At 41.3% G+C, this 23,260-nt stretch carries 40 protein-coding genes; 38 read left to right on the top strand and 2 right to left on the bottom strand.

Annotated features, from left to right (window positions below; all coding sequences use genetic code 11):
* Positions 1 to 17 precede the first annotated feature (17 nt).
* The 36 genes from rplB to salA all read left to right on the top strand — a co-directional run bounded on the left by rplB (position 18) and on the right by salA (position 20,298).
* Positions 18 to 848, top strand: a complete 831-nt coding sequence (gene rplB, locus AC6CIB_RS22505; protein ID WP_044340525.1) for a 50S ribosomal protein L2 — start codon at positions 18 to 20, stop codon at positions 846 to 848.
* Positions 849 to 908: 60 nt separating this feature from the next.
* Positions 909 to 1,187 carry a 30S ribosomal protein S19 gene (gene rpsS, locus AC6CIB_RS22500; RefSeq protein WP_148971241.1) on the top strand — a complete coding sequence of 93 codons (279 nt, stop codon included), beginning with the start codon at positions 909 to 911 and terminating at the stop codon, positions 1,185 to 1,187.
* 19 nt (positions 1,188 to 1,206) lie between these two features.
* Positions 1,207 to 1,548: a 50S ribosomal protein L22 gene (rplV, locus tag AC6CIB_RS22495; RefSeq protein WP_498284461.1), complete on the top strand. Its 342-nt coding sequence runs from the start codon at positions 1,207 to 1,209 to the stop codon at positions 1,546 to 1,548.
* Between the two features lie 3 nt (positions 1,549 to 1,551).
* Positions 1,552 to 2,208, top strand: a complete 657-nt coding sequence (gene rpsC / locus AC6CIB_RS22490) for a 30S ribosomal protein S3 (RefSeq protein ID WP_034765973.1) — start codon at positions 1,552 to 1,554, stop codon at positions 2,206 to 2,208.
* A gap of 2 nt (positions 2,209 to 2,210) precedes the next feature.
* Entirely contained in the window at positions 2,211 to 2,645 is a 435-nt protein-coding gene (gene rplP / locus AC6CIB_RS22485) for a 50S ribosomal protein L16 (RefSeq protein WP_034765971.1), read from the top strand.
* A complete protein-coding gene (rpmC, locus tag AC6CIB_RS22480) occupies positions 2,635 to 2,838 on the top strand; it encodes a 50S ribosomal protein L29 (RefSeq protein WP_032085278.1) in 204 nt (67 codons plus the stop codon). Before rplP ends, rpmC begins: the two co-directional genes overlap by 11 nt.
* 20 nt (positions 2,839 to 2,858) lie before the next feature.
* Complete coding sequence (gene rpsQ, locus AC6CIB_RS22475; RefSeq protein WP_032085279.1) at positions 2,859 to 3,122, top strand: 30S ribosomal protein S17; 264 nt, start codon at positions 2,859 to 2,861, stop codon at positions 3,120 to 3,122.
* 44 nt (positions 3,123 to 3,166) lie between these two features.
* Entirely contained in the window at positions 3,167 to 3,535 is a 369-nt protein-coding gene (rplN, locus tag AC6CIB_RS22470) for a 50S ribosomal protein L14 (protein WP_032085280.1), read from the top strand.
* A gap of 39 nt (positions 3,536 to 3,574) precedes the next feature.
* A complete protein-coding gene (rplX, locus tag AC6CIB_RS22465; protein ID WP_034765969.1) occupies positions 3,575 to 3,886 on the top strand; it encodes a 50S ribosomal protein L24 in 312 nt (103 codons plus the stop codon).
* 26 nt (positions 3,887 to 3,912) lie between these two features.
* Positions 3,913 to 4,452, top strand: coding sequence for a 50S ribosomal protein L5 (gene rplE / locus AC6CIB_RS22460; protein WP_113970893.1), 540 nt, complete (start codon positions 3,913 to 3,915; stop codon positions 4,450 to 4,452).
* Between the two features lie 24 nt (positions 4,453 to 4,476).
* Entirely contained in the window at positions 4,477 to 4,662 is a 186-nt protein-coding gene (locus AC6CIB_RS22455; RefSeq protein WP_044340528.1) for a type Z 30S ribosomal protein S14, read from the top strand.
* Between the two features lie 30 nt (positions 4,663 to 4,692).
* Complete coding sequence (gene rpsH, locus AC6CIB_RS22450) at positions 4,693 to 5,091, top strand: 30S ribosomal protein S8 (RefSeq protein ID WP_060674108.1); 399 nt, start codon at positions 4,693 to 4,695, stop codon at positions 5,089 to 5,091.
* Between the two features lie 30 nt (positions 5,092 to 5,121).
* On the top strand, positions 5,122 to 5,661 hold the full coding sequence (gene rplF / locus AC6CIB_RS22445; protein WP_148971243.1) for a 50S ribosomal protein L6: 540 nt from the start codon (positions 5,122 to 5,124) through the stop codon (positions 5,659 to 5,661).
* A 33-nt stretch (positions 5,662 to 5,694) separates the two neighbouring features.
* Complete coding sequence (gene rplR, locus AC6CIB_RS22440; protein WP_149158145.1) at positions 5,695 to 6,057, top strand: 50S ribosomal protein L18; 363 nt, start codon at positions 5,695 to 5,697, stop codon at positions 6,055 to 6,057.
* A gap of 22 nt (positions 6,058 to 6,079) precedes the next feature.
* Complete coding sequence (rpsE, locus tag AC6CIB_RS22435) at positions 6,080 to 6,580, top strand: 30S ribosomal protein S5 (protein ID WP_113970896.1); 501 nt, start codon at positions 6,080 to 6,082, stop codon at positions 6,578 to 6,580.
* A 13-nt stretch (positions 6,581 to 6,593) separates the two neighbouring features.
* The gene (gene rpmD, locus AC6CIB_RS22430; RefSeq protein WP_044340532.1) at positions 6,594 to 6,776 is read left to right on the top strand and encodes a 50S ribosomal protein L30; all 183 of its coding nucleotides are present in this window, start codon (positions 6,594 to 6,596) and stop codon (positions 6,774 to 6,776) included.
* A gap of 32 nt (positions 6,777 to 6,808) precedes the next feature.
* Positions 6,809 to 7,249: a 50S ribosomal protein L15 gene (rplO, locus tag AC6CIB_RS22425; protein ID WP_113970897.1), complete on the top strand. Its 441-nt coding sequence runs from the start codon at positions 6,809 to 6,811 to the stop codon at positions 7,247 to 7,249.
* Positions 7,249 to 8,541, top strand: a complete 1,293-nt coding sequence (secY, locus tag AC6CIB_RS22420; RefSeq protein ID WP_113970898.1) for a preprotein translocase subunit SecY — start codon at positions 7,249 to 7,251, stop codon at positions 8,539 to 8,541. The genes rplO and secY overlap by 1 nt, the downstream gene beginning before the upstream one ends.
* Positions 8,542 to 8,604: 63 nt before the next feature.
* Entirely contained in the window at positions 8,605 to 9,255 is a 651-nt protein-coding gene (locus AC6CIB_RS22415; protein WP_498284456.1) for an adenylate kinase, read from the top strand.
* Positions 9,255 to 10,001: a type I methionyl aminopeptidase gene (map, locus tag AC6CIB_RS22410; RefSeq protein ID WP_148971245.1), complete on the top strand. Its 747-nt coding sequence runs from the start codon at positions 9,255 to 9,257 to the stop codon at positions 9,999 to 10,001. The genes AC6CIB_RS22415 and map overlap by 1 nt, the downstream gene beginning before the upstream one ends.
* 15 nt (positions 10,002 to 10,016) lie before the next feature.
* Positions 10,017 to 10,340: a KOW domain-containing RNA-binding protein gene (locus tag AC6CIB_RS22405; protein ID WP_148971246.1), complete on the top strand. Its 324-nt coding sequence runs from the start codon at positions 10,017 to 10,019 to the stop codon at positions 10,338 to 10,340.
* Positions 10,333 to 10,551, top strand: coding sequence for a translation initiation factor IF-1 (gene infA, locus AC6CIB_RS22400; RefSeq protein WP_034765945.1), 219 nt, complete (start codon positions 10,333 to 10,335; stop codon positions 10,549 to 10,551). Before AC6CIB_RS22405 ends, infA begins: the two co-directional genes overlap by 8 nt.
* A gap of 38 nt (positions 10,552 to 10,589) precedes the next feature.
* The gene (gene rpmJ, locus AC6CIB_RS22395) at positions 10,590 to 10,703 is read left to right on the top strand and encodes a 50S ribosomal protein L36 (RefSeq protein WP_003156543.1); all 114 of its coding nucleotides are present in this window, start codon (positions 10,590 to 10,592) and stop codon (positions 10,701 to 10,703) included.
* Between the two features lie 24 nt (positions 10,704 to 10,727).
* A complete protein-coding gene (gene rpsM / locus AC6CIB_RS22390) occupies positions 10,728 to 11,093 on the top strand; it encodes a 30S ribosomal protein S13 (protein WP_034765943.1) in 366 nt (121 codons plus the stop codon).
* Positions 11,094 to 11,118: 25 nt separating this feature from the next.
* Positions 11,119 to 11,508 carry a 30S ribosomal protein S11 gene (gene rpsK, locus AC6CIB_RS22385; protein WP_032085294.1) on the top strand — a complete coding sequence of 130 codons (390 nt, stop codon included), beginning with the start codon at positions 11,119 to 11,121 and terminating at the stop codon, positions 11,506 to 11,508.
* 171 nt (positions 11,509 to 11,679) lie between these two features.
* Entirely contained in the window at positions 11,680 to 12,624 is a 945-nt protein-coding gene (locus AC6CIB_RS22380) for a DNA-directed RNA polymerase subunit alpha (RefSeq protein WP_034765941.1), read from the top strand.
* Positions 12,625 to 12,670: 46 nt separating this feature from the next.
* Positions 12,671 to 13,033 (top strand): 50S ribosomal protein L17, encoded by a 363-nt coding sequence (gene rplQ / locus AC6CIB_RS22375; RefSeq protein WP_034765940.1) that lies wholly within the window; start codon positions 12,671 to 12,673, stop codon positions 13,031 to 13,033.
* A gap of 284 nt (positions 13,034 to 13,317) precedes the next feature.
* A complete protein-coding gene (locus AC6CIB_RS22370; RefSeq protein ID WP_498284452.1) occupies positions 13,318 to 14,154 on the top strand; it encodes an energy-coupling factor ABC transporter ATP-binding protein in 837 nt (278 codons plus the stop codon).
* Complete coding sequence (locus AC6CIB_RS22365) at positions 14,130 to 14,999, top strand: energy-coupling factor ABC transporter ATP-binding protein (protein ID WP_498284450.1); 870 nt, start codon at positions 14,130 to 14,132, stop codon at positions 14,997 to 14,999. The genes AC6CIB_RS22370 and AC6CIB_RS22365 overlap by 25 nt, the downstream gene beginning before the upstream one ends.
* Positions 14,996 to 15,793: an energy-coupling factor transporter transmembrane component T family protein gene (locus tag AC6CIB_RS22360; protein ID WP_498284448.1), complete on the top strand. Its 798-nt coding sequence runs from the start codon at positions 14,996 to 14,998 to the stop codon at positions 15,791 to 15,793. The genes AC6CIB_RS22365 and AC6CIB_RS22360 overlap by 4 nt, the downstream gene beginning before the upstream one ends.
* A gap of 14 nt (positions 15,794 to 15,807) precedes the next feature.
* Complete coding sequence (truA, locus tag AC6CIB_RS22355; protein WP_498284446.1) at positions 15,808 to 16,560, top strand: tRNA pseudouridine(38-40) synthase TruA; 753 nt, start codon at positions 15,808 to 15,810, stop codon at positions 16,558 to 16,560.
* A 183-nt stretch (positions 16,561 to 16,743) separates the two neighbouring features.
* On the top strand, positions 16,744 to 17,181 hold the full coding sequence (gene rplM / locus AC6CIB_RS22350) for a 50S ribosomal protein L13 (protein WP_498284444.1): 438 nt from the start codon (positions 16,744 to 16,746) through the stop codon (positions 17,179 to 17,181).
* A gap of 22 nt (positions 17,182 to 17,203) precedes the next feature.
* Entirely contained in the window at positions 17,204 to 17,596 is a 393-nt protein-coding gene (gene rpsI / locus AC6CIB_RS22345; RefSeq protein ID WP_482630783.1) for a 30S ribosomal protein S9, read from the top strand.
* Positions 17,597 to 17,830: 234 nt separating this feature from the next.
* Complete coding sequence (locus AC6CIB_RS22340; protein ID WP_498284442.1) at positions 17,831 to 18,277, top strand: DUF2521 family protein; 447 nt, start codon at positions 17,831 to 17,833, stop codon at positions 18,275 to 18,277.
* 104 nt (positions 18,278 to 18,381) lie between these two features.
* The gene (gene cwlD / locus AC6CIB_RS22335; RefSeq protein WP_498284440.1) at positions 18,382 to 19,110 is read left to right on the top strand and encodes an N-acetylmuramoyl-L-alanine amidase CwlD; all 729 of its coding nucleotides are present in this window, start codon (positions 18,382 to 18,384) and stop codon (positions 19,108 to 19,110) included.
* Between the two features lie 138 nt (positions 19,111 to 19,248).
* Complete coding sequence (salA, locus tag AC6CIB_RS22330) at positions 19,249 to 20,298, top strand: iron-sulfur carrier protein/transcriptional regulator SalA (protein ID WP_498284438.1); 1,050 nt, start codon at positions 19,249 to 19,251, stop codon at positions 20,296 to 20,298.
* Between the two features lie 58 nt (positions 20,299 to 20,356).
* On the opposite strand, the gene gerD is transcribed toward salA, so the two are convergent.
* The gene (gene gerD, locus AC6CIB_RS22325) at positions 20,357 to 21,004 is read right to left on the bottom strand and encodes a spore germination lipoprotein GerD (RefSeq protein WP_498284436.1); all 648 of its coding nucleotides are present in this window, start codon (positions 21,002 to 21,004) and stop codon (positions 20,357 to 20,359) included.
* Between the two features lie 149 nt (positions 21,005 to 21,153).
* On the opposite strand from gerD, the gene AC6CIB_RS22320 reads away from it, so the two are divergent.
* Positions 21,154 to 21,789, top strand: coding sequence for a KinB-signaling pathway activation protein (locus AC6CIB_RS22320; RefSeq protein ID WP_498284434.1), 636 nt, complete (start codon positions 21,154 to 21,156; stop codon positions 21,787 to 21,789).
* Positions 21,790 to 21,835: 46 nt separating this feature from the next.
* On the opposite strand, the gene pdaB is transcribed toward AC6CIB_RS22320, so the two are convergent.
* A complete protein-coding gene (pdaB, locus tag AC6CIB_RS22315) occupies positions 21,836 to 22,585 on the bottom strand; it encodes a polysaccharide deacetylase family sporulation protein PdaB (RefSeq protein WP_498284432.1) in 750 nt (249 codons plus the stop codon).
* A gap of 140 nt (positions 22,586 to 22,725) precedes the next feature.
* On the opposite strand from pdaB, the gene AC6CIB_RS22310 reads away from it, so the two are divergent.
* Positions 22,726 to 22,956 carry a hypothetical protein gene (locus tag AC6CIB_RS22310; RefSeq protein ID WP_498284430.1) on the top strand — a complete coding sequence of 77 codons (231 nt, stop codon included), beginning with the start codon at positions 22,726 to 22,728 and terminating at the stop codon, positions 22,954 to 22,956.
* Positions 22,957 to 23,260: the final 304 nt, after the last annotated feature.

The following is a 23,260-nucleotide window of genomic DNA, read 5'->3' as shown; positions in this document are numbered from 1 at the left end:
GAAGAGGAGGGAAAAACATGGCGATTAAAAAGTATAAACCTACCTCTAATGGTCGTCGCGGCATGACTAGTTCTGATTTCGCTGAAATCACTACAGATTCTCCGGAAAAGTCACTTTTAGCACCCCTACACAAAAAGGGTGGCCGTAACAACCAAGGTAAGTTAACAGTTCGTCATCAAGGTGGCGGTCATAAGCGCCAATACCGTATCATCGATTTCAAACGTGAAAAAGATGGTATACCTGGACGCGTTGCTACGATCGAATACGATCCAAACCGCTCAGCAAACATTGCACTAATTAACTACGCTGATGGGGAAAAACGTTACATTCTTGCACCGAAAACAATCGAAGTAGGTATGGAAGTAATGTCTGGACCTGAAGCAGATATTAAAGTGGGTAATGCATTACCACTTATCAACATCCCAGTTGGTACAATCGTACACAATATCGAACTTAAACCAGGTAAGGGTGGCCAGTTAGTACGTTCAGCTGGAACTTCTGCTCAAGTACTTGGTAAAGAAGGTAAATATGTACTTGTACGTCTTAACTCTGGTGAAACTCGTATGATTCTTTCTGCTTGTCGTGCTACTGTAGGTCAAGTTGGGAATGAACAACACGAACTTATCAACATTGGTAAAGCCGGACGTTCTCGTTGGTTAGGTAAACGCCCAACAGTTCGTGGTTCTGTAATGAACCCTAACGATCACCCACACGGTGGTGGTGAAGGTCGCGCTCCAATCGGACGTAAATCACCAATGTCTCCATGGGGTAAACCTACTCTTGGATACAAGACACGTAAGAAAAACAACAAATCAGATAAATTTATTGTGCGTCGTCGCAAAAAATAACGGGATTGTACTACGGTTCCTGAAAAGAGCCGTAGATCAATCACGAAGGGAGGTTCAAACATGGGTCGTAGCTTAAAAAAAGGACCTTTTGTTGATGATCATTTAATGAGTAAGGTTGAGAAATTGAACGAAACTGAAGGCAAACAAGTTGTTAAAACTTGGTCTCGTCGCTCAACGATCTTCCCAGCATTCATCGGTCACACTATCGCAGTTTACGATGGTCGTAAACATGTACCTGTATACGTCACTGAAGACATGGTAGGACACAAGCTTGGTGAATTCGCACCATCTCGTACTTACAAAGGTCATGCAAGTGATGATAAGAAAACAAGACGCTAATTGAGAGGAGGGTATCCTAATGCAAGCAAAAGCTGTTGCAAGAACAGTACGTGTTGCTCCTCGTAAAGTACGTTTAGTCGTTGATCTAATCCGAGGTAAGCAAGTTGGAGAAGCGGTTGCTATTTTAAAGCATACACCTAAAGCTGCTTCACCAGTAATCGAAAAAGTACTTAAGTCTGCTATTGCGAACGCAGAGCACAACTTTGACATGGATATTAATAGCCTAGTGGTAACTGAGGCTTATGTAAATGAAGGACCAACACTTAAACGTTTCCGTCCTCGTGCGATGGGACGTGCAAGTCAAATTAACAAACGTACAAGTCACATTACACTTGTCGTATCAGAAAAGAAGGAGGGATAAGCTGTGGGTCAAAAAGTACATCCGGTCGGACTTCGTGTCGGTATAATCCGTGATTGGGAATCTAAATGGTACGCAGATAAAGATTACGCTAATCTATTACACGAAGACATTAAAGTACGTGAATATATTGCAAAACGTTTAGTAGACGCTTCCGTTTCTAAAGTAGAAATCGAACGCGCTGCAAATCGTATTAACATTACTGTTCATACAGCTAAGCCTGGTATGGTTATCGGTAAAGGTGGTACAGAAGTTGAAGCTCTTCGTAAGGCTCTTAACGAACTTACTTCAAAACGTGTACACATCAACATCGTTGAAATCAAAAGAGCTGACGTTGATGCTAAACTAGTAGCAGAAAACATCGCTCGTCAATTAGAAAATCGTGTTTCATTCCGTCGTGCTCAAAAGCAATCTATCCAACGTGCTATGCGTGCTGGTGCAAAAGGAATCAAAACACAAGTATCTGGTCGTTTAGGCGGAGCAGATATCGCTCGTGCAGAACATTACAGTGAAGGTACTGTTCCACTTCATACACTACGCGCTGACATTGACTATGCTCATGCAGAAGCTGACACAACTTATGGTAAGCTTGGCGTTAAAGTATGGATCTACCGTGGAGAAGTTCTTCCTACAAGAAAGAAATCTGAGGAAGGAGGCAAATAATTATGTTATTACCTAAACGCGTTAAACATCGTCGCGAACACCGCGGAAAAATGCGTGGACGTGCTAAAGGCGGTCAAGAGGTAGCGTTCGGTGAATACGGTTTACAAGCAGTTGAAGCTTCTTGGATCACAAACCGTCAAATCGAATCAGCTCGTATCGCTATGACTCGTTACATGAAACGTGGCGGTAAAGTATGGATTAAAATCTTCCCTCATAAACCTTACACTGCAAAACCTTTAGAAGTACGTATGGGTTCAGGTAAAGGTGCTCCAGAAGGTTGGGTAGCAGTAGTTAAGCCTGGAAAAATCATGTTTGAAATCGCTGGTGTGTCTGAAGAGGTAGCTCGTGAAGCACTTCGTCTAGCATCACACAAACTTCCAATCAAAACGAAGTTTGTAAAACGTGAGGAAATTGGTGGTGAATCAAATGAAAACTAATGAAATTCGTGACCTAACCACTGCTGAAATTGAACAAAAAGTAAAAACTCTAAAAGAAGAGTTATTTAACCTTCGCTTCCAACTTGCGACTGGGCAATTAGAAAATACAGCTCGCATCCGTGAAGTCCGCAAAGGGATCGCTCGTATGAAAACTGTAATCCGTGAAAGAGAGATCGGGGTTAACAATCGATAAATGAGAGGAGGTTTGCTTAAATGAGTGACCGCAACCAACGTAAGGTATACACTGGCCGTGTTGTTTCCGACAAAATGGATAAAACAGTAACGGTTATGGTAGAAACTTATAAAAAGCATTCTCTATACGGCAAGCGCGTTAAGTACTCTAAGAAGTTTAAAACTCATGATGAGAACAACGAAGCAAAAGTAGGCGATATCGTACGTATCATGGAGACTCGTCCACTATCTGCTACAAAACGTTTCCGTTTAGTAGAAGTTGTTGAAAAAGCAGTTATTATCTAATATATTTGTTCGGATATTTTATATTCCGAAGGGAGGTTACCTACATGATTCAACAAGAATCACGTTTAAAAGTTGCTGACAACTCTGGTGCTCGTGAAGTATTAACTATCAAAGTGCTTGGTGGTTCTGGACGCAAAACAGCTAACATCGGTGATGTTATCGTGTGTACAGTAAAACAAGCAACACCAGGTGGCGTTGTTAAAAAAGGTGACGTAGTAAAAGCGGTTGTTGTACGTACTAAATCTGGTGTACGTCGTCAAGACGGTACTTACATTAAGTTCGACGAGAACGCTTGTGTAATTATCCGTGACGATAAGGGACCACGTGGAACTCGTATCTTCGGACCTGTTGCTCGCGAACTACGTGACAGCAACTTTATGAAAATTGTATCTTTAGCTCCAGAAGTTCTTTAATAGATATTAGCATTGGGCCATTCAAGGAGGTGCGATGAAATGCATGTAAAAAAAGGCGATAAAGTAATGGTCATTACTGGGAAAGATAAAGGCAAAACAGGTGTTGTTCTTGCTTCATTCCCTAAGAAAGACCGAGTGCTAGTTGAAGGAATTAACGTTGTAAAAAAACACGCTAAGCCTTCACAGATGAACCCGCAAGGCGGAATCATCAGCCAAGAAGCATCTATCCATGTATCAAATGTTATGCTTCTAGATCCGAAATCTAACGAGCCAACTCGTGTAGGTTATAAGACAGAAGACGGCAAAAAAGTACGTGTAGCAAAAAAATCAGGTGAAGTTCTAGATAAATAGTACGATTAAGAAGGGAGGTATTCTGAATGAACCGCCTAAAAGAAAAATTTCAACAAGAAATCAGTCCAGCTCTAGTGAGCAAATTCAATTACAAATCAGTAATGGAAGTACCTAAAGTTGAAAAGATCGTTGTCAACATGGGTATCGGTGAAGCTGTTCAAAACTCAAAAGCTCTTGATGTAGCTGTTGATGAGTTGACTCAAATCACTGGTCAAAAGCCAGTTGTAACGAAAGCTAAAAAATCTATCGCAGGCTTCCGTCTTCGTGAAGGTATGCCTATCGGTGCAAAAGTTACTCTTCGCGGAGAGCGTATGTACCAATTCTTAGATAAATTAATTTCTGTTTCACTTCCACGTGTACGTGACTTCCGTGGTGTTTCTAAAAAAGCATTCGACGGTCGCGGTAACTATACATTAGGAGTTAAAGAGCAATTGATTTTCCCTGAGATTGACTATGACAAAGTGTCTAAAGTACGTGGTATGGATATCGTAATCGTAACAACTGCGAACTCAGACGAAGAAGCTCGTGAATTATTGACACAAATCGGAATGCCATTCCAAAAGTAATCGCTATATAAGGGAGGCGAAAATGTGGCTAAAAAATCTATGATTGCGAAACAAAAACGCGCGCCAAAGCATAATGTTCAAGCGTACACTCGTTGCGAACGTTGCGGACGTCCTCATTCAGTAATCCGTAAATTCAAGCTTTGCCGTATTTGTTTCCGTGAACTTGCATACAAGGGTCAGATTCCTGGCGTTAAGAAAGCTAGTTGGTAATACCCTATATTGGGAAGGAGGTAAATTATTATGACAATGACAGATCCAATTGCAGATTTGCTTACTCGCATCCGTAATGCGAACATGGTTCGTCACGAAAGATTAGAAGTTCCTGCTTCTAACATCAAGAAAGAAATTGCAGAAATCCTTAAACGTGAAGGTTTCGTACGTGACGTAGAATATGTAGAAGATAACAAGCAAGGTGTTATCCGCATTTTCTTAAAATATGGAGCAAACAACGAACGTGTAATTACTGGATTAAAGCGTATCTCTAAACCTGGTTTACGTGTATATGCGAAATCTACAGAAGTACCTAGAGTATTAAACGGTTTAGGTATCGCACTAGTTTCTACTTCTACAGGTGTTTTAACTGATAAAGAAGCTCGTGCTCAACAAGTAGGCGGAGAAGTACTAGCTTACGTTTGGTAATATTTTTTATATGAATGGAGGTGCAACAGGATGTCACGTGTAGGAAAACTACCAATCGAAATTCCATCTGACGTTACTCTAACAGTAGGTGAAGATAACACTGTAACTGTAAAAGGACCTAAAGGGGAACTTTCTCGTACATTCAATTCTGATATTAAAGTAGAATTAGAAGGAAACGTAGCAACAGTTACTCGCCCTTCTGATGCAAAAGAACACCGCGCGTTACACGGTACAACTCGTGCCCTAATCGCGAACATGGTTGAAGGTGTATCTAAAGGATTCCAAAGAAATCTTGAGCTAGTCGGTGTAGGTTACCGTGCTCAAAAACAAGGTACTAAGCTTGTACTTAACGTTGGTTACTCTCACCCAGTTGAGATCGAACCAGAACAAGGTATTGAGATCGAAGTACCGGCAAACACAAAGATATCTATCAAAGGTATCGATAAAGAACGTGTTGGAGCACTAGCTGCAAACATTCGTGCTGTACGCTCTCCTGAGCCTTACAAAGGAAAAGGTATTCGCTACGAAGGTGAATATGTTCGTCGTAAAGAAGGTAAAACAGGTAAATAATGCCGCGTAGGCAAAAGAAAGGAGTGACCGTAGGTGATTACTAAGCCAGATAAGAACAAAACACGTAAGAAGAGACATGCTCGTGTCCGTTCAAAAATTACTGGAACTGAAACTCGTCCTCGTTTGAACGTTTTCCGTTCTAACAAAAATATCTACGCTCAACTTATCGATGACGTGAACGGTGTTACTCTAGCAAGTGCATCTTCTCAAGATAAAGATTTCGATCTAGACTCAGCTGCTACTATCGATGCAGCAGCAAAAGTTGGAGAACTAGTTGCGAAACGTGCAGTAGATAAAGGAATGAAATCCGTGGTATTTGACCGTGGTGGATATTTATATCATGGCCGTATCAAAGCTTTAGCTGAAGCAGCTCGTGAAAACGGCTTAGAATTTTAATTAAAAAGGAGGGACAATCCAGATGCGTCGTATTGATCCAAGTAAACTAGAATTTGAAGAACGCGTAGTTACAATCAATCGTGTTGCGAAAGTTGTTAAAGGTGGACGTCGTTTCCGTTTCGCTGCTCTTGTAGTAGTAGGCGACAAAAACGGTCACGTTGGTTTCGGAACGGGTAAAGCTCAAGAGGTACCTGATGCAATCCGTAAAGCGATTGAAGATGCGAAGAAAAATCTAATTGAAGTTCCTATGGTTGATGGTACAACACCTCACCTAGTAACTGGACGATTTGGTGCTGGTCAAATTCTGATCAAACCTGCTTCTGCGGGTACAGGAATTATTGCTGGTGGACCTGTTCGTGCCGTACTTGAATTAGCTGGTGTTCAAGATATCCTATCTAAATCTTTAGGATCTAACACTCCAATTAACATGGTTCGCGCTACTATCGAAGGTTTAAAACAATTAAAGCGTGCTGAAGACGTTGCAAAATTACGTGGTAAATCAGTAGAAGAGATATTAGGATAAGGGAGGGATAACGATGGCTAACAAACTAGAAATTACCCTCACTCGCAGTACAATTGGTCGTCCACAAGATCAACGTAAAACTGTTGAAGCTTTAGGACTTCGCAAAATGCATCAAACAGTTGAACAACAAGATAATGCTGCTATCCGCGGTATGATCAACAAAGTTGCTCACCTTGTAACGGTTACAGAAAAATAATCGATTTCTTTCGAAAAAAAGGAGGTGCCGACATGAAATTACATGAGTTAAAGCCTACAGAAGGTTCACGTAAAGTCCGCAATCGTGTAGGACGTGGTATTGGTTCAGGTAATGGAAAGACTTCTGGTAAAGGTCATAAAGGACAAAACGCTCGTTCAGGTGGCGGAACTCGTCCTGGCTTTGAGGGTGGTCAAACACCATTATTCCAACGTCTACCAAAACGTGGATTCACAAACATCAATCGTAAAGAATATGCAATCGTCAATCTTGACGCATTGAATCGCTTCGAAGATGGTACAGAAGTTACTCCAGCTCTACTTGTAGAAACTGGCGTAGTGAGTAACGAAAAAGCGGGAATTAAGATTCTTGGTAAAGGTTCAATCGAGAAAAAGCTTACAGTAAAAGCACAAAAATTCTCAACCACTGCTAAAGAAGCTATCGAAGCTGCTGGCGGTACATCCGAGGTGATCTAATGTTTCAAACTATCTCCAATTTTATGCGCGTGGGTGATATAAGAAATAAAATTATTTTCACCCTTCTAATGTTAATAGTCTTCCGTCTTGGTACCTTTATTCCGGTACCAAACGTAGACGCTAATGTATTGAAAATGCAAGACCAGGCAGGAATTCTCGGGTTCCTGAATACATTTGGTGGCGGTGCACTGCAAAACTTCTCCATCTTTGCGATGGGAATTATGCCTTACATTACTGCTTCTATCATCGTACAACTCCTGCAAATGGATGTTGTTCCGAAGTTTACAGAGTGGTCTAAGCAAGGTGAAGTCGGACGCCGAAAATTAGCTCAGTTCACACGTTATTTCACCATCGTTCTCGGATTTATCCAAGCTTTAGGTATGTCCTATGGTTTCAATAGAATATATGGTGGAATGCTTATCCAAAGCCCTGGAGTTAGTACGTACCTACTAATAGCGTTAGTTCTAACAGCTGGTACGGCTTTTCTTATGTGGTTAGGTGAACAAATTACGGCTAAAGGTGTGGGGAATGGTATTTCGATCCTGATCTTTGCAGGTATCGTTGCTGCTATCCCTAACACAGTAAACCAAATCTATGCTCAACAAATTGAAGGGGCAGGCGAACAGCTCTTCCTTCGAATTGTGGTTCTTGCACTTCTTGTTTTAGCAGTTATTGCAATCGTGGTTGGTGTCGTGTTTATTCAACAAGCACTTCGTAAAATTCCGATTCAATATGCAAAACGTTTAGTGGGGCGTAGTCCGGTTGGTGGACAATCAACACATCTACCGTTAAAGGTAAATGCTGCGGGTGTTATTCCAGTTATCTTTGCGATATCTTTCATAATTACGCCACAGACCATTTCATCTTTCTTCGGAGAAAATGATGTGACAAGTACTATTCAGTACATCTTTGATTACACTAAACCAGTTGGTATGATCATCTATGTAGCTCTGATCGTTGCCTTTACGTATTTCTATGCTTTCATTCAAGTGAATCCAGAACAAATGGCTGAAAACTTGAAGAAGCAAGGTGGATATATCCCTGGTATTCGTCCAGGTAAAACCACACAAGAGTATCTCACTCGCGTTCTGTATCGTCTAACATTTGTTGGGGCAATCTTCTTAGCTGTCATCTCGATTCTTCCTGTTTTCTTCATTAACTTTGCGGGATTACCTCCTGCAGCTCAAATCGGTGGAACAAGCTTACTCATCGTAGTAGGGGTTGCACTTGAGACAATGAAGCAACTGGAAGCGCAGTTAGTGAAACGTCACTACAAAGGATTTATTAAATAAGAGGGTTTTCGGGAACATATTGTTCCTGAAGCCATTTTATAGACAATTAGGGGGAGTTCGAGAGTGAATATAGTTCTTATGGGCTTACCAGGCGCAGGAAAAGGCACTCAAGCTGAAAAGATCGTAGATAAATATGGTATCCCCCATATATCTACTGGCGATATGTTCCGTGCAGCTATTAAAGGCGGTACTGAACTAGGCTTGAAGGCTAAATCATTCATGGATAATGGCGACCTTGTTCCTGATGAAGTAACAATCGGTATCGTTCGTGAACGTTTAAGCAAAGAGGACTGTGAAAAAGGCTTCTTACTGGATGGGTTTCCAAGAACGGTTGCTCAGGCAGAAGCACTTGAAAACATCCTGGCTGATCTTGGTAAAAAAATGAATTATGTCATTAATATAAATGTAGATAAGGACATCCTGATGGAGCGCTTGACAGGTCGCAGGATCTGTAAAGAGTGCGGCGCTACTTATCATCTTGTCTTTAATCCGCCAACAGAAGAGGGCGTTTGTGATCGCTGCAGCGGCGAGTTATATCAACGCGCAGATGATAACGAAGAAACGGTTCAAAACCGTTTAGACGTAAACATCAAGCAAACTCAACCACTATTGGCTTACTACGAAGATAAAGGCTATCTGAAAAACATTGACGGTCAACAAGACATCCATAGAGTGTTTGATGACATTGATGAACTACTTGGAGGCCTTTCATAATGATCATTTCGAAAACTCCGAGAGAGATTGAGATTATGCGGCAAGCTGGAAAGATTGTGGCATTAACTCATGCGGAATTGCAAAAGCATATTTCTCCGGGAATATCGACGAAGGAATTGGATGCAATTGCTGAAAAATTCATTCGTAAACATGATGCAATTCCATCTTTTAAAGGGTATAATGGGTTTCGTGGCAGCATCTGTGCTTCCGTCAACAATGAGTTGGTTCATGGAATTCCAGGCGATCGGGTATTAAAGGATGGCGATATAATCAGCATCGATATCGGTGCTAAATATAACGGTTATCACGGTGACTCAGCTTGGACATACCCAGTTGGAACAATAGATGATGAAACCCAGAAGCTTCTGGATGTTACGGAAGAATCATTATTTCTGGGACTTAAGGAAGCTAAACCAGGCGAGCGTCTGTCGAATATCTCTCATAGTATACAAACATTTGTTGAGGCTAATGGCTTTTCTATCGTTCGAGAGTATGTGGGACACGGAGTTGGTCAAGACTTACATGAGGACCCGCAAATTCCTCATTATGGACCACCCAACAAAGGTCCTCGTTTAAAGCCTGGCATGGTACTGGCTATTGAACCAATGGTTAATGCAGGAAGTCGATATGTTAGGACGTTATCAGATAACTGGACAGTCGTCACAGTAGATGATAAAATGTGTGCGCACTTTGAACACACCATTGCAATTACTGAAGACGGCTATGAGATATTGACGAAAGCCTAAGTGAAGGTGATTGGATTGATCGAGTCGGATTCGACGATTCCGAGGATTGGCCAGATTGTTCAAACCCTTAAAGGGAGAGAAACTGGAAGCTACTCGGTCGTTGTTCAGCAATTGGATGAACGTTTTGTACTCATAGCAGATGGAGATCGAAGAAAGTTTGATCGCGCCAAGCGAAAGAACATCGCTCATCTTCACTTGTGTGACTATGTTTCTCCAGAAGTTCAAAACAGTATTATAGAAACAGGAAGAGTAACGAACGGTAAACTGCGTTATGCCGTTTCAAAGTTTGTTAACGAAGTGTTAAATGATGAGAAGAAGGGAGACATGTTCGATGGCTAAGGATGATGTAATTGAAGTTGAAGGTAAGGTCGCCGAGACTTTGCCCAATGCGATGTTTAAGGTAGAATTAGAAAATGGTCATACAGTACTGGCACATGTTTCAGGAAAGATCCGTATGCATTTCATTCGTATCCTACCTGGTGACAAGGTAACAGTAGAATTATCACCGTATGACTTAACTCGTGGTAGAATCACTTATCGTTATAAATAATCTATTGCACTCCGTACTATTAAGGAGGTTAGAATAAGATGAAAGTTAGACCATCTGTTAAGCCAATCTGCGAAAAATGTAAAGTTATTCGTAGAAAAGGTAAAGTTATGGTTATCTGTGAAAACCCTAAACACAAACAAAAACAAGGCTAATCTTAAAGGAGGTGCGCTATCACTATGGCACGTATTGCTGGTGTAGACATTCCACGTGACAAACGTGTTGTCATTTCATTAACATACATCTACGGTATTGGTAAAAATACTGCAGCGAAAATCTTATCTGAAGCTGGTGTATCTGAGGATACTCGCGTTCGCGATCTTACAGACGACGAACTAGGAAAGATTCGTGATATCGTTGATAAATTAAAAGTAGAAGGTGATCTTCGTCGTGAAGTATCACTAAACATCAAACGTCTTATGGAAATCGGTTCATACCGCGGTCTTCGTCACCGTCGTGGACTACCTGTTCGTGGACAACATACGAAGAACAATGCTCGTACACGTAAAGGTCCTCGTAAGACTGTAGCTAACAAGAAAAAATAATAGGTAAAGGAGGTTACTTCTTAGTATGGCACGTAAAACAAACACTCGTAAACGTCGTGTGAAAAAGAATATCGAAGCTGGTATTGCACACATTCGTTCTACATTCAATAACACAATCGTAACTATTACTGATGTTCACGGAAATGCTGTTGCTTGGTCAAGTGCAGGTTCACTAGGATTCAGAGGTTCTCGTAAATCCACTCCATTCGCAGCGCAAATGGCAGCTGAAACTGCAGCGAAAGCTTCTCAAGAACATGGTTTAAAAACTCTTGAAGTAACAGTTAAAGGTCCTGGTGCTGGTCGTGAAGCAGCTATCCGTGCTCTTCAAGCAGCAGGTCTAGAAGTTACTGCAATCAGAGACGTTACTCCAGTTCCTCATAATGGATGCCGTCCACCAAAACGTCGCCGCGTTTAATTTTTCTGTATAAATTTTGTATCGTTGTCTATAATGGGATATGATACAAGATACGTTCATTCAGAAAAGTAACCAGTTGTTGGTGCACAATAGGGAACGTAAACATGGGGAATTTCGGACTTTAACTTATTTAGCCCGGAGTTTCGACGTTTTGAAGGAGGGTAAATATTAATGATCGAAATTGAAAAGCCAAAAATTGAAACGGTTGAGATCAGCGATGATGCCACATATGGAAAGTTCGTCGTAGAACCACTTGAGCGTGGATATGGTACAACTTTGGGTAACTCCTTACGTCGTATCCTACTATCGTCACTCCCAGGTGCTGCTGTCACATCTATTCAAATAGATGGAGTACTGCATGAGTTTTCAACAATTGAAGGCGTCGTAGAGGATGTCACATCCATCATTTTGAATATCAAGAAGTTAGCGTTAAAGATCTACTCTGATGAAGAAAAAACGCTAGAAATTGATGTACAGGGCGAAGGAGTTGTAACGGCTGCTGATATTACTCATGATAGTGATGTTGAAGTGTTAAATCCTGATTTACACATCGCAACATTATCTAAGAGTGGACACTTCCGTGTGCGTTTAAGCGCATCCCGTGGACGTGGATATAGACCAGCAGACCAGAACAAACGTGAGGATCTTCCTATTGGCGTGATCCCAATCGATTCTATTTACACTCCAGTTTCACGCGTTAACTATCAAATAGAAAATACTCGTGTTGGTCAAATGACGAACTACGATAAACTTTCTCTTGATGTATGGACTGATGGAAGTATTGGACCAAAAGAAGCTATTTCTTTAGGTGCTAAGATTCTAACAGAACACTTAAATATTTTCGTTGGCCTTACAGATGAAGCGCAGAATGCTGAAATCATGGTAGAAAAAGAAGAAGACCAAAAAGAAAAAGTTCTTGAGATGACGATCGAAGAATTAGATCTTTCTGTTCGTTCTTATAACTGCCTGAAGCGTGCTGGAATCAATACTGTTCAAGAGCTTGCTAACAAGACAGAAGAAGATATGATGAAAGTGCGTAACTTAGGACGTAAATCACTTGAAGAGGTTAAAGTTAAACTTGAAGACCTTGGACTTGGCTTACGTAAAGACGACTGATAACATCTTCTTTCATATATAGATTCAACAAAGGAGGGAACCCTTAATGGCTTACAGAAAGTTAGGACGTACCAGCGCTCAACGTAAAGCAATGCTACGTGATTTAGCTACAGACCTAATCATTAACGAGCGCATCGAAACAACTGAAACTCGTGCGAAAGAGCTTCGTTCAGTTGTGGAAAAAATGATCACTTTAGGTAAACGTGGTGACATTCACGCGCGTCGTCAAGCTGGTGCATTCATTCGTAAAGAAGTTGCAAACGCTGAAAACAACCAAGATGCTCTACAAAAGTTATTCTCTGACATCGCTCCTCGTTACACAGAGCGTCAAGGCGGATATACTCGCATTATGAAGGTTGGTCCTCGCCGTGGTGACGGTGCTCCAATGGCAATCATCGAATTAGTTTAATAATTCGTGACTGCTAACATTAAGGGCAGGACAGTTAATCCTTAACTGCTTCTTTGCCCTTTTTGTATAAGTGCATGTTGATGAAAAGCAGAGCGTTACGATGAGCAGCTCCGGCTGACTCGTCTAGCTCGTGCATCCCTTCCAACTTCTATTTTCATAGAAGCTGTTCAATGGTTGAACAAGAAAAGATCTCTTTTCTTTGGTTGGGGTGCAGGCTTTTTTTTATATGCAGAGATTTTTTTGAGCAGAGCTGAGTATGGAAGAGCGTAGAGGAGGTTACGAAATTGAAGGGAATTATTAAAGTAGACGATGTACATTTCAGTTACCCTGATCAGAATTCCTACGCCCTTAAAGGCATTAGTCTGACTGTCAATCAAGGTGAATGGTTAGCGATTGTGGGTCATAACGGATCCGGTAAGTCGACTCTTGCCAAAATGTTGAATGGACTTCATTTTCCTGAGAAAGGGAGGGTAACGGTGGACGGGATCGTTCTTGAGGAGAGCTCTATTTGGGACATTCGTTCAAAGCTGGGTATGGTCTTTCAGAATCCCGATAATCAGTTTGTTGGTGCTACAGTAGAAGATGATGTGGCTTTTGGGTTAGAAAACCATGGGGTACCTTATGAATCGATGGTACAGCGAGTCAATGATGCTTTAAAAAGTGTCCATATGGAGGATTTTCTTAATCAAGAGCCGCACCATTTATCAGGTGGTCAAAAGCAGCGTGTAGCGATCGCAGGGGTCGTAGCCCTTCAACCATCGATCATCATCTTAGATGAAGCGACATCGATGCTTGATCCCAAAGGAAGAAAAGAAGTTCTTGAAACAGTACGCAAGCTGAAAGAGGAAGAAAACCTGACGGTGATCTCCATCACCCACGACCTCGAGGAAGCGACCAAAGCAGATCGAATGATTGTATTAAATCAAGGGACGGTCTTTAAGGAAGGAACCCCGGAGGAAATTTTCTTATTAGAGGACGAGTTAATCAAGCTGGGCCTGGACTCTCCTTTTACAATCAAGCTTTCTGGAGCCCTTAAAGAGGCAGGTATTCCCTTGTCTAAAACCTATTTTACAGAAGAAGAGTTGGTGAATGAGTTATGCAAATCACATTTCAACAGGTAGAATACCGATATTCATTCAACACTCCATTCGAAAAACTTGCCCTTCAAGATATCAATCTTTCCATCCCGACAGGTCAATTTCTCGCGGTGATCGGTCACACCGGTTCAGGGAAATCAACACTCCTGCAGCATTTAAACGGACTGTTAAAGCCTACGGAGGGCCTTGTCCAAGTAGGAGAGCATCAAATAAAAGCCAATCAAAAGGCAAAAAGCTTAAAGCCGGTCAGACAGAAGGTAGGCATCGTCTTTCAATTTCCTGAGCATCAGTTGTTTGAAGAAACCGTACTTAAAGACATCTGTTACGGACCAATGAACTTTGGAGTATCCGAAGAAGATGCGATAAGAAGAGCCAAGGAACTGATCGTAAAGGTTGGACTTTCAGAAGAAGTACTTAATAAATCCCCTTTTGATTTATCAGGTGGACAAATGAGACGTGTAGCCATTGCAGGTGTACTTGCTATGAATCCGGAGGTCATTGTACTCGATGAACCTACTGCGGGACTCGATCCAAGGGGTCAACGTGAAATCATGGACATGTTCTATGAGCTTCATAAAGAAAAAGGACTGACGACCATTCTCGTCACCCATAGCATGGAAGACGCTGCTCATTATGCAGAAGAGATTGTGATCATGCAGAAAGGCCATCTTAAGAGAAAAGGAAGTCCTGAAGAGATATTCTCTTCAGCGGATGAACTGTTTAAGATGGGATTGGACGTGCCAGACGTCGTTCGTTTTCAATATCAATTTGAACACAGTTCAGGGAAGAAGCTACCGAAGACCTGTTTAACGATAGAGGAATTAGCTTCAGCCATCCGTACAGTCAGGGACGGAGGTGAAGTCCTATGATGGAGAAAATGATCTTTGGTCGCTACGTACCTGCCAAATCCATCCTTCATCAAATGGATCCGAGGGCAAAACTATTATTTATCTTTGGATTTATATGTGTCGTCTTTCTGGCAAATAATTTAGTTACGTATGCACTGCTCGGTCTATTTACGTTTAGCGCACTCATACTTTCTAATCTTTCCTTGCGTTTTATTATCGGCGGATTGAAGCCTATCCTATGGTTGATTCTGTTTACGTTCTTTTTACACGTGTTTTTCACCAAGGAAGGCCCCGTCATCCTGGACTTAGGCGTGTTATCTGTTCATGAAGAGGGGTTAAGGCAGGGGATCTTTATTTCTTTACGATTCTTTTATCTGATTCTCGTCACGTCTTTATTAACGCTGACGACCTCCCCTATCACGATTACGGACGGTCTCGAGACGCTTTTGAACCCATTGAAAAAAGTGAAGTTTCCCGTTCATGAGCTGGCTCTAATGATGTCAATCTCCTTACGATTCATTCCGACTTTGATGGAGGAAACGGATAAAATCATGAAGGCTCAAATTGCAAGGGGAGCTGAGTTTTCTTCCGGTCCTATCAAAGATCGGATCAAAGCCATCATCCCTTTACTGATCCCTCTTTTCGTCAGTGCCTTTAAACGTGCAGAGGACCTGGCAACAGCCATGGAAGCAAGAGGGTATCAAGGCGGAGAGGGCAGGACGAAATATCGGCTGTTATCCTGGCATAAGAAGGATACGGGTTCTTTAGTAGTGCTGGCCCTTTTAACAGTTGTATTGATTACTTTTAGAGGATAACGGGAGTGTCGTGTATGCAGAGAGTGAAGTGTACCATCGCTTATGATGGCACCTATTTTCATGGTTATCAGGTACAACCCAATCAGCGAACCATCCAAGGGCTAATAGAAGATATTCTGTCCACAATCCATAAAGGAGAAAGAATCCGGATCAGTGGGTCGGGGAGGACCGACGCTGGTGTTCATGCGAACGGTCAGGTTTTTCATTTTGATACACCCTTATTCATTCCTGAAGAGAAATGGCCGGTCGTGCTGAACACACGTTTACCGGATGAAGTAACCGTTAAAGAAGCTGAGTTTGTTCCAACTGAATTCCACTCAAGGTTCTCTGTCGTACAGAAGGAATATCGCTACCGTGTTTATACGGGAGAGGCGAGAAGTCCGTTTAACCGTCACTACGCCCTTCATTATCCTTACAATTTATCTGTAACGGATATGGAGCATGCTGGACGGCATCTAATCGGAGAGCACGACTTCACGAGCTTTTGTTCGGCTAAAACAGAGGTAGAAGATAAAGTAAGAACGATTCACCATATTGAGATTCAGAAGCACGGGGAAGAAATCATTTTTTCATTTGTAGGAAATGGATTTCTCTATAATATGGTGAGGATACTGGTTGGTACATTATTAGAGGTGGGTTCTGGAAATATCCAAGTAGAAGAGGTTCCTGGGATACTGGATGCCAGGGATCGTAATCGGGCAGGGAAGACTGCACCTCCTCACGGACTTTATCTGTGGAAGGTCGACTATGAACCTATTGTGAAATAGGAATTTATATTCCTTTCAAAAAAAAATTCTAAAACAACTAATCCTGGTGTAACATTCTCTTGACAATAGACTGGGAACAAGATAATATAGCATATGGTATGTTATTAACCCCACGATAAGCCCCGGAAACTTATTGTGATTAGAAAATAAATACTACGGATTCATTAAATAGGAGGTTAAATCATGCGTACAACGTATATGGCAAAAGCCAACGAAATCGATCGTAAATGGTTCGTTGTAGATGCTGAAGGCAAAACTCTAGGACGTTTAGCTAGTGAAGTTGCTTCTATTCTACGCGGCAAACACAAACCAACATTCACACCACATGTTGACACTGGTGATCATGTAATCATTCTTAATGCTTCAAAAATTGAACTAACTGGGAAAAAGCTTACGGACAAGATCTACTACCGTCACACTAATCACCCAGGTGGTTTAAAACAACGTACAGCATTAGAAATGCGTACAAACTACCCAGAGAAAATGTTAGAGCTTACTATCAAAGGTATGCTTCCAAAAGGTTCTCTAGGTCGTCAAATGTTCAAGAAATTACATGTATATGCTGGAGCAGAGCACCCGCATCAAGCACAACAACCTGAAGTTTACGAACTTCGTGGATAATTAATAAGAGGAGGTTATTATCTTGGCTCAAGTTCAATATTACGGAACTGGTCGTCGTAAGAGCTCAGTAGCTCGTGTACGTTTAGTACCAGGTAACGGAAACATTGTTATCAATGATCGTGAAGTAGAAGTATATATCCCATTCGCAGCACTAAGAGAAGTAATTAAGCAACCACTAGTTGCAACTGAAACTCTTGGTAACTATGACGTTTTAGTAAACGTTCATGGTGGAGGCTATTCTGGTCAAGCTGGTGCGATCCGTCACGGAATCGCTCGTGCTTTACTACAAGCAGACCCTGAGTACCGTGGAACTCTAAAACGCGCTGGATTATTAACTCGTGACTCTCGTATGAAAGAGCGTAAAAAATACGGTCTTAAAGGTGCACGTCGCGCGCCACAATTCTCTAAGCGTTAATTATTATCTCAAAAAAAAGCCCAACCGATTCTTATCGGTTGGGCTTTTTTTGTTGGGTTTGAGGGACGGACCTCCAACTTCACCAAATATCAGGTGTTCTCACCAGCTCATACATGGATTCATCCCCTTCAAAGGATTAAAACTGGAGGTCCGTCCCTCAAAAAAATTGGTAACAGTTACTCGAATGAAGTGTTGTGTTAAGTAGGAAAATACGTTCAAAGGGGTGGATGATCTTTGAACGTTATTACAACTTTCAATACAAAGAGAAGAGAAAAGCAAATTAAGACGGAAAGAACATTGCTGAAAGAGATTTCGATTAAAATGCTTCAGGAGAGTGTCCGAAAGCATTTTGGATATATAAAGGTTCAAGGCGGCGTATTTATGCAGCAGGGCTTTGATGAGGCATGCTTTGATGTGGCCATTGAAGCCTATCTGCTCGGTGGAAAGGTCAGCAGGTTTGGTTATACTGGCGAACCCGCCGACGTCGTGAAAAAGCGGTGCGAGGAAGAATTAAAACACTTTATTGATACACTTTATAATTTCTGGTTGTATTGGTCTGAGATGGGCGTCTCGAACCAAGTGGATGAATCCTTTTATTTCTGCTGCGAGCACTTTGTGGAAACATGGTGGTCAGAAGGGTATGAAAAGGGGATCAAGCGTCATAAACTGCGTTTGAATTAATCATTTCAGTTCTAAAAATCATTCTTGTCCCATATTTTTTAGTAAGGACAGCGGAGCTAAAAGAGGTTTTACTCCGGGTTGAAACTGGAAATGGGAGGACTGGAATGATTCAGAAACTAAAGGTTATCGGGATGATTTCTGCACTGGCTATATTATTATTCATTATTCAATATAAGATTCTGGACAAGGATACGTGGGATTCCTGGAATCTCCCCTTATCAGGTAAAATTATCTATATAGATCCCGGGCATGGCGGGCCGGACGGTGGGGCTGGTGATCAGGATGCCCTTGAAAAGGACATTGCTTTAAATGTGTCTCTGATGATAAGAGATTATCTCCAGGAACAAGGGGCTCTCGTGATCCTGACACGTGAAAAAGACGAAGATCTTGCCGATGAAGGAACCAAAGGATACAGCCGCCGAAAAGTGGAGGATTTAAAGAAGAGGCTAAGCTTAATCAATGAATCTGAAGCAGACATATTTTTAAGTATCCATCTGAACTCCATTCCATCTGCTAAGTGGAGCGGTGCCCAAACATTCTATAATCCAAAGTATAAAGAAAATAAAGCCCTTGCAAAAGCCATTCAAGGGGAACTTATACGTAATTTAGAAAACACGACACGTGAAGCGAAGGGCCTTCAAAATGTGTATATCTTAAAACACGCCAAAAAGTCAGGAGCATTAGTGGAAATCGGGTTTTTATCCAATCCGGGCGAGCGGGCTGACTTACTTAAAGAAGACTACCAGCAAAAAATCGCTGCCTCTGTATACCAGGGAGTTCTCAATTATTTAACAATGGAAGATGAAGACAAAGAAAAAGCTGATGAGGAATAACCTCTCAGCTTTTTTTAATGAATCATATTATTATTCAACAAAAGCATTCAAAACCTTTTGATCATTCATTCAACTAAGAATATGTTATACTGAAAGCAGATTGATTGAAAACGAATACATAGAAAAGGGTGGTTATTCATGTTAACTGAACAACAGACACGCGAACTTTTATTTGGATTAAAAGATCCTTTTTTAAATAAAACGTTAGAAGAAACAAACGGTATCGCAGACATTTCAATTAAGGAAGAAAAGAAGCATGTAAGCGTTAAGATCGCCATTGCCAAGACAGGTACTGGTGAACAAATGCAATTCCAACAAAAGATCGTACAAGTCTTAAAGGATAACGGAGCGGAATCTGTCGGGATCCGGTTCACGGATCTTCCGCAGGAAGAGCTTGAAAAGCATAGAGGATCCGGTGTTCAAGGAACTGATTTATTATCACCTGCAAGTAAAACAACCTTTATCGCGATTGCCAGCGGAAAAGGCGGAGTAGGAAAGTCAACGGTTTCTGTTAACTTAGCTGTGTCGTTGGCCCGTCAAGGCAAAAAAGTCGGGCTCGTGGATGCGGATATTTACGGGTTCAGTGTTCCGGATATGATGGGAATCGTGAAACGACCGGTTGTTCGGGGAGAAAGAATTATTCCGGTAGAACGTTTTGGTGTAAAAGTCATCTCTATGGGCTTCTTTGTAGAAGACAATGCTCCCGTTATTTGGAGAGGCCCGATGCTCGGGAAAATGCTGAATAATTTCTTCTCAGAAGTAGAGTGGGGAGAACTGGACTATTTACTGCTGGACCTGCCGCCGGGAACAGGAGACGTTGCCCTAGATCTTCACACGATGCTTCCACATTGTAAGGAAATCATCGTAACAACACCGCATCCAACAGCAGCATTCGTAGCGGCTCGAGCAGGTGCCATGGCACTGCAAACCGATCATGACATTCTTGGTGTGGTTGAGAACATGTCCTACTTCGAAAGTAAATTAACAGGCGAAAAAGAATTCGTATTCGGTCAGGGCGGAGGAGAGAAGCTAACGGAAGAACTTCGTACCGATTTATTAGGCAAGCTTCCACTTCAACAGCCTGATTGGAACGAAGAGGATTTTGCTCCTTCCATCTACGCTGAGGACCACCGTTTAGGGCAGATCTATGGTGACATCGCTCATAAAGTGATTGAAAAACTATCTTAATGAAACTTAATAAAGGACAAATGCTGAGGATTACCCCGCATTTGTCCTTTTTAAAAATTTATTGGCCTCCGCCACCGCTACCGGTACCTCCAGAATCTCCAGATTCTCCGCCACCGCCGGATTCTCCGCCGCCTTGTTCACCACCGCCAGTTTTACCGCCTTCTTTCATTTCACCGGCAGCCTTCAATAATACATCCTGAATCTTAGCCTTAAACAGAGGGCTTTCAAATGTTTCCGTAATGACTTTTTGCAGATGTTCCCTATATTCTTGGCTTTTTAATGCTTCAGTCAGTTCCTTCTTGAATTCAGGGTCCTTTAATAGATCCATCATCATTCCTTGATACTCGGGATCCTTCATGAGGTCTTTGAGCAATTTTTCATTTCCATCCTTCATGCTTTTAGCCATCGCTTCGGCAAACTTAGGGTCTTCGAAGGATTTCTTCCAGAATTCAGTTCCTTTTTCAGAGGTTAACGTCTTCGAAATCGTATCCGTCACAACCCCTTGGTCCATAATAAGCTCTGATTTCATTTTATCATCAGACATGACTTCTTGAATCGCTTTTTTTCCATCGTCGGTCTTTAATATATCGACAACCATTTTCTTGGTTTCTTCATAATCCATTTTACCACTGCCTGTATCTCCACCACCGCCACAAGCGGATAGAAGAAGAATCGACAGTAGAAAAAGAAAGGAATATCTTTTCATGGGTAGGCTCCTTCCATACAAATTCCCTTACCCTTAATATGAGAAAAAACGAAAAAAATATACACAAGGAAAACTGGAACCTGGATTTTTTATAGTAGCGTTGGTACAATCAAAAGAGTGTATATTTTTTTATTTGGAGGAAAATAGAAGTGACCATCCGCAATTGGATTCGTTTTTTTATTCATACGTTAGTGATTGGTGGAGCTGTGACTGGTGGAGCCGCACTTCTCATTAGATGGGATCAGTTCGGACCATACATTCAAGACGGAGACGTGATTGGAATATTATCAAGTCTACTTTGGTTTATATTTGTAGGTTTCACATTTAGTGTAATCAGTCAGATGGGTTATTTCGCTTATTTAACCATCCATCAATTCGGGATGGGAATGTTTAAGAGCTTATGGAATCCTGTTCAAGTGGTACTGATTGCCCTTGTCCTGTTTGATTTAATCTACTTCCGATTCAGAGCTTTCGCTGAGGAAGGTGAGTCGTATACGCCTTATATTTTTCTGGGAATCGGAATCCTGGTCGTTGGCTTAATCGTAGCTTATATGAAGAATCAGCAATCAGAAGCCAAGACGAACACATTTGTGTCTGCCTTATTCTTTATGATAGTTGTAACGACACTGGAATGGTTGCCGGTCCTACTGGTGAATTCCGTTAAATGGCTGTACCTTATGCTGCTCGCCTTATTGGCATGTAATGCATTCCAGCTTCTGCGTCTTCCTAAATATATCGAGAAGTCCCAATTGGAAAGACAACGTAAGCAGCCGACTAAGAGTTAAACAAATAAAAGCCCGCTGATGAGATCCCTTTATCAGCGGGCTTTTATTACTGTATGAGGGAAGACTTGGCATCCCCGTTTGAAATCATGTCTGAAACCGTAATGAAGTTACCTTTTCCTTTCAACTCTTTCACAATGGTAGGTAAAGCGGATTTCGTTTGTTTAGCTGAATCCGATGCGTGAAGGAGAATGATGTCCCCTTTTTTGGCTTTCTTCACATTATTGATAATTTCATCTACACCAGGATTCGTCCAATCTTTAGAGTCTACACTCCAGTGAACCACAGTAAGTCCAAGAGAGTCAGCTACCTTCAATGTTTCTTTATCAAAGTGACCCGTTGGCACGCGTAATAACTTCACATCTTTTACATTCAGCTTCTTAAAAACGGTATCGGCTTTTAAAATATCCTGCTTGATCTTATTTGGTTCCATATCCGTATAATCGGTATAGGCATAGCCAAGATTTCCGATTTCATATCCCTGCTTCACAATTTGCTCCACTAAATCAGGGTGTCTCTCAGCCCAGGCTCCGGAAAGAAAGAAGGTAGCGGACTGGACATTCATCTTCTTTAATTCATCAAGGATCGGCTTGGCTTTTTCATCTCCCCAACCGATATTGAATGTAATCGCGACTCCCTTTTCCCCTCTGTAGATCGCTTTCGGTCCATCCTTCGTACTAAAAACAGAAAGAGTCGAAAGGTTACTGCTATATACAAACAAGGCAGTAAAAAATGAAATCACGATAATCAGACTGATGTGCTTTAACTTCTTAGCATTAACTGTGTGAAACGTATTCAATATTTCATCCCCCCGTTCAACCGTCTATCTTTACTAAAGATATGCATGTCCCCGGAAAAAATATCTATCTTATAAAAAAATGATTATAAATTTCTTATAATGGAAAAAACTACAAATACAAACATTAAGGGGTGACATACTTGCTGGGGTTAATGATTAATGACAGAGAGAAACAAGAAATAGAGTATTTGTTAAAAAGAGAAATGGATGAAATACTGTTCGATCTAAAAGATTCTCGAATTGATCATATCGTTAAGAGAGCAATGGATGAACGGTACAAAATCTTATTTTCACTCTTTAAAAGGTTTGCCAGTCATAGGGAATGTCTAAAGTATATGAAGACGGCAACGAATAAGAAAGAAACATATTGATGAAAATCAGCTTCCGTATGTATCTGAACGGGAGCTTTACTATTTGTGCCCTATTAGTGAATGATGGGTGCGGCTAGCTGAATAAGAGTTGGGAGTGTTAAAGAGGTAATGTGTTTGAAATATTTTTTAAAAAAGTTCATGAAATGTATTGACCCCTCCCGATAAACTTGGTATATTAATAAACGTCGCTGAAACGCAGTGAATTATTTATAAGAAACACCAATAAATAATTTAAAAAAACAGTTGACATTACATTATGATATGTGATAAATTAATAAAGTCGCTCCAAACGGAAGTGACGCAC

This window comes from Rossellomorea sp. GQ25, assembly GCF_059758515.1.
The sequence above is the reverse complement of the archived record's forward strand: the minus strand, read 5'-3'. Positions and strand labels throughout refer to the sequence as shown.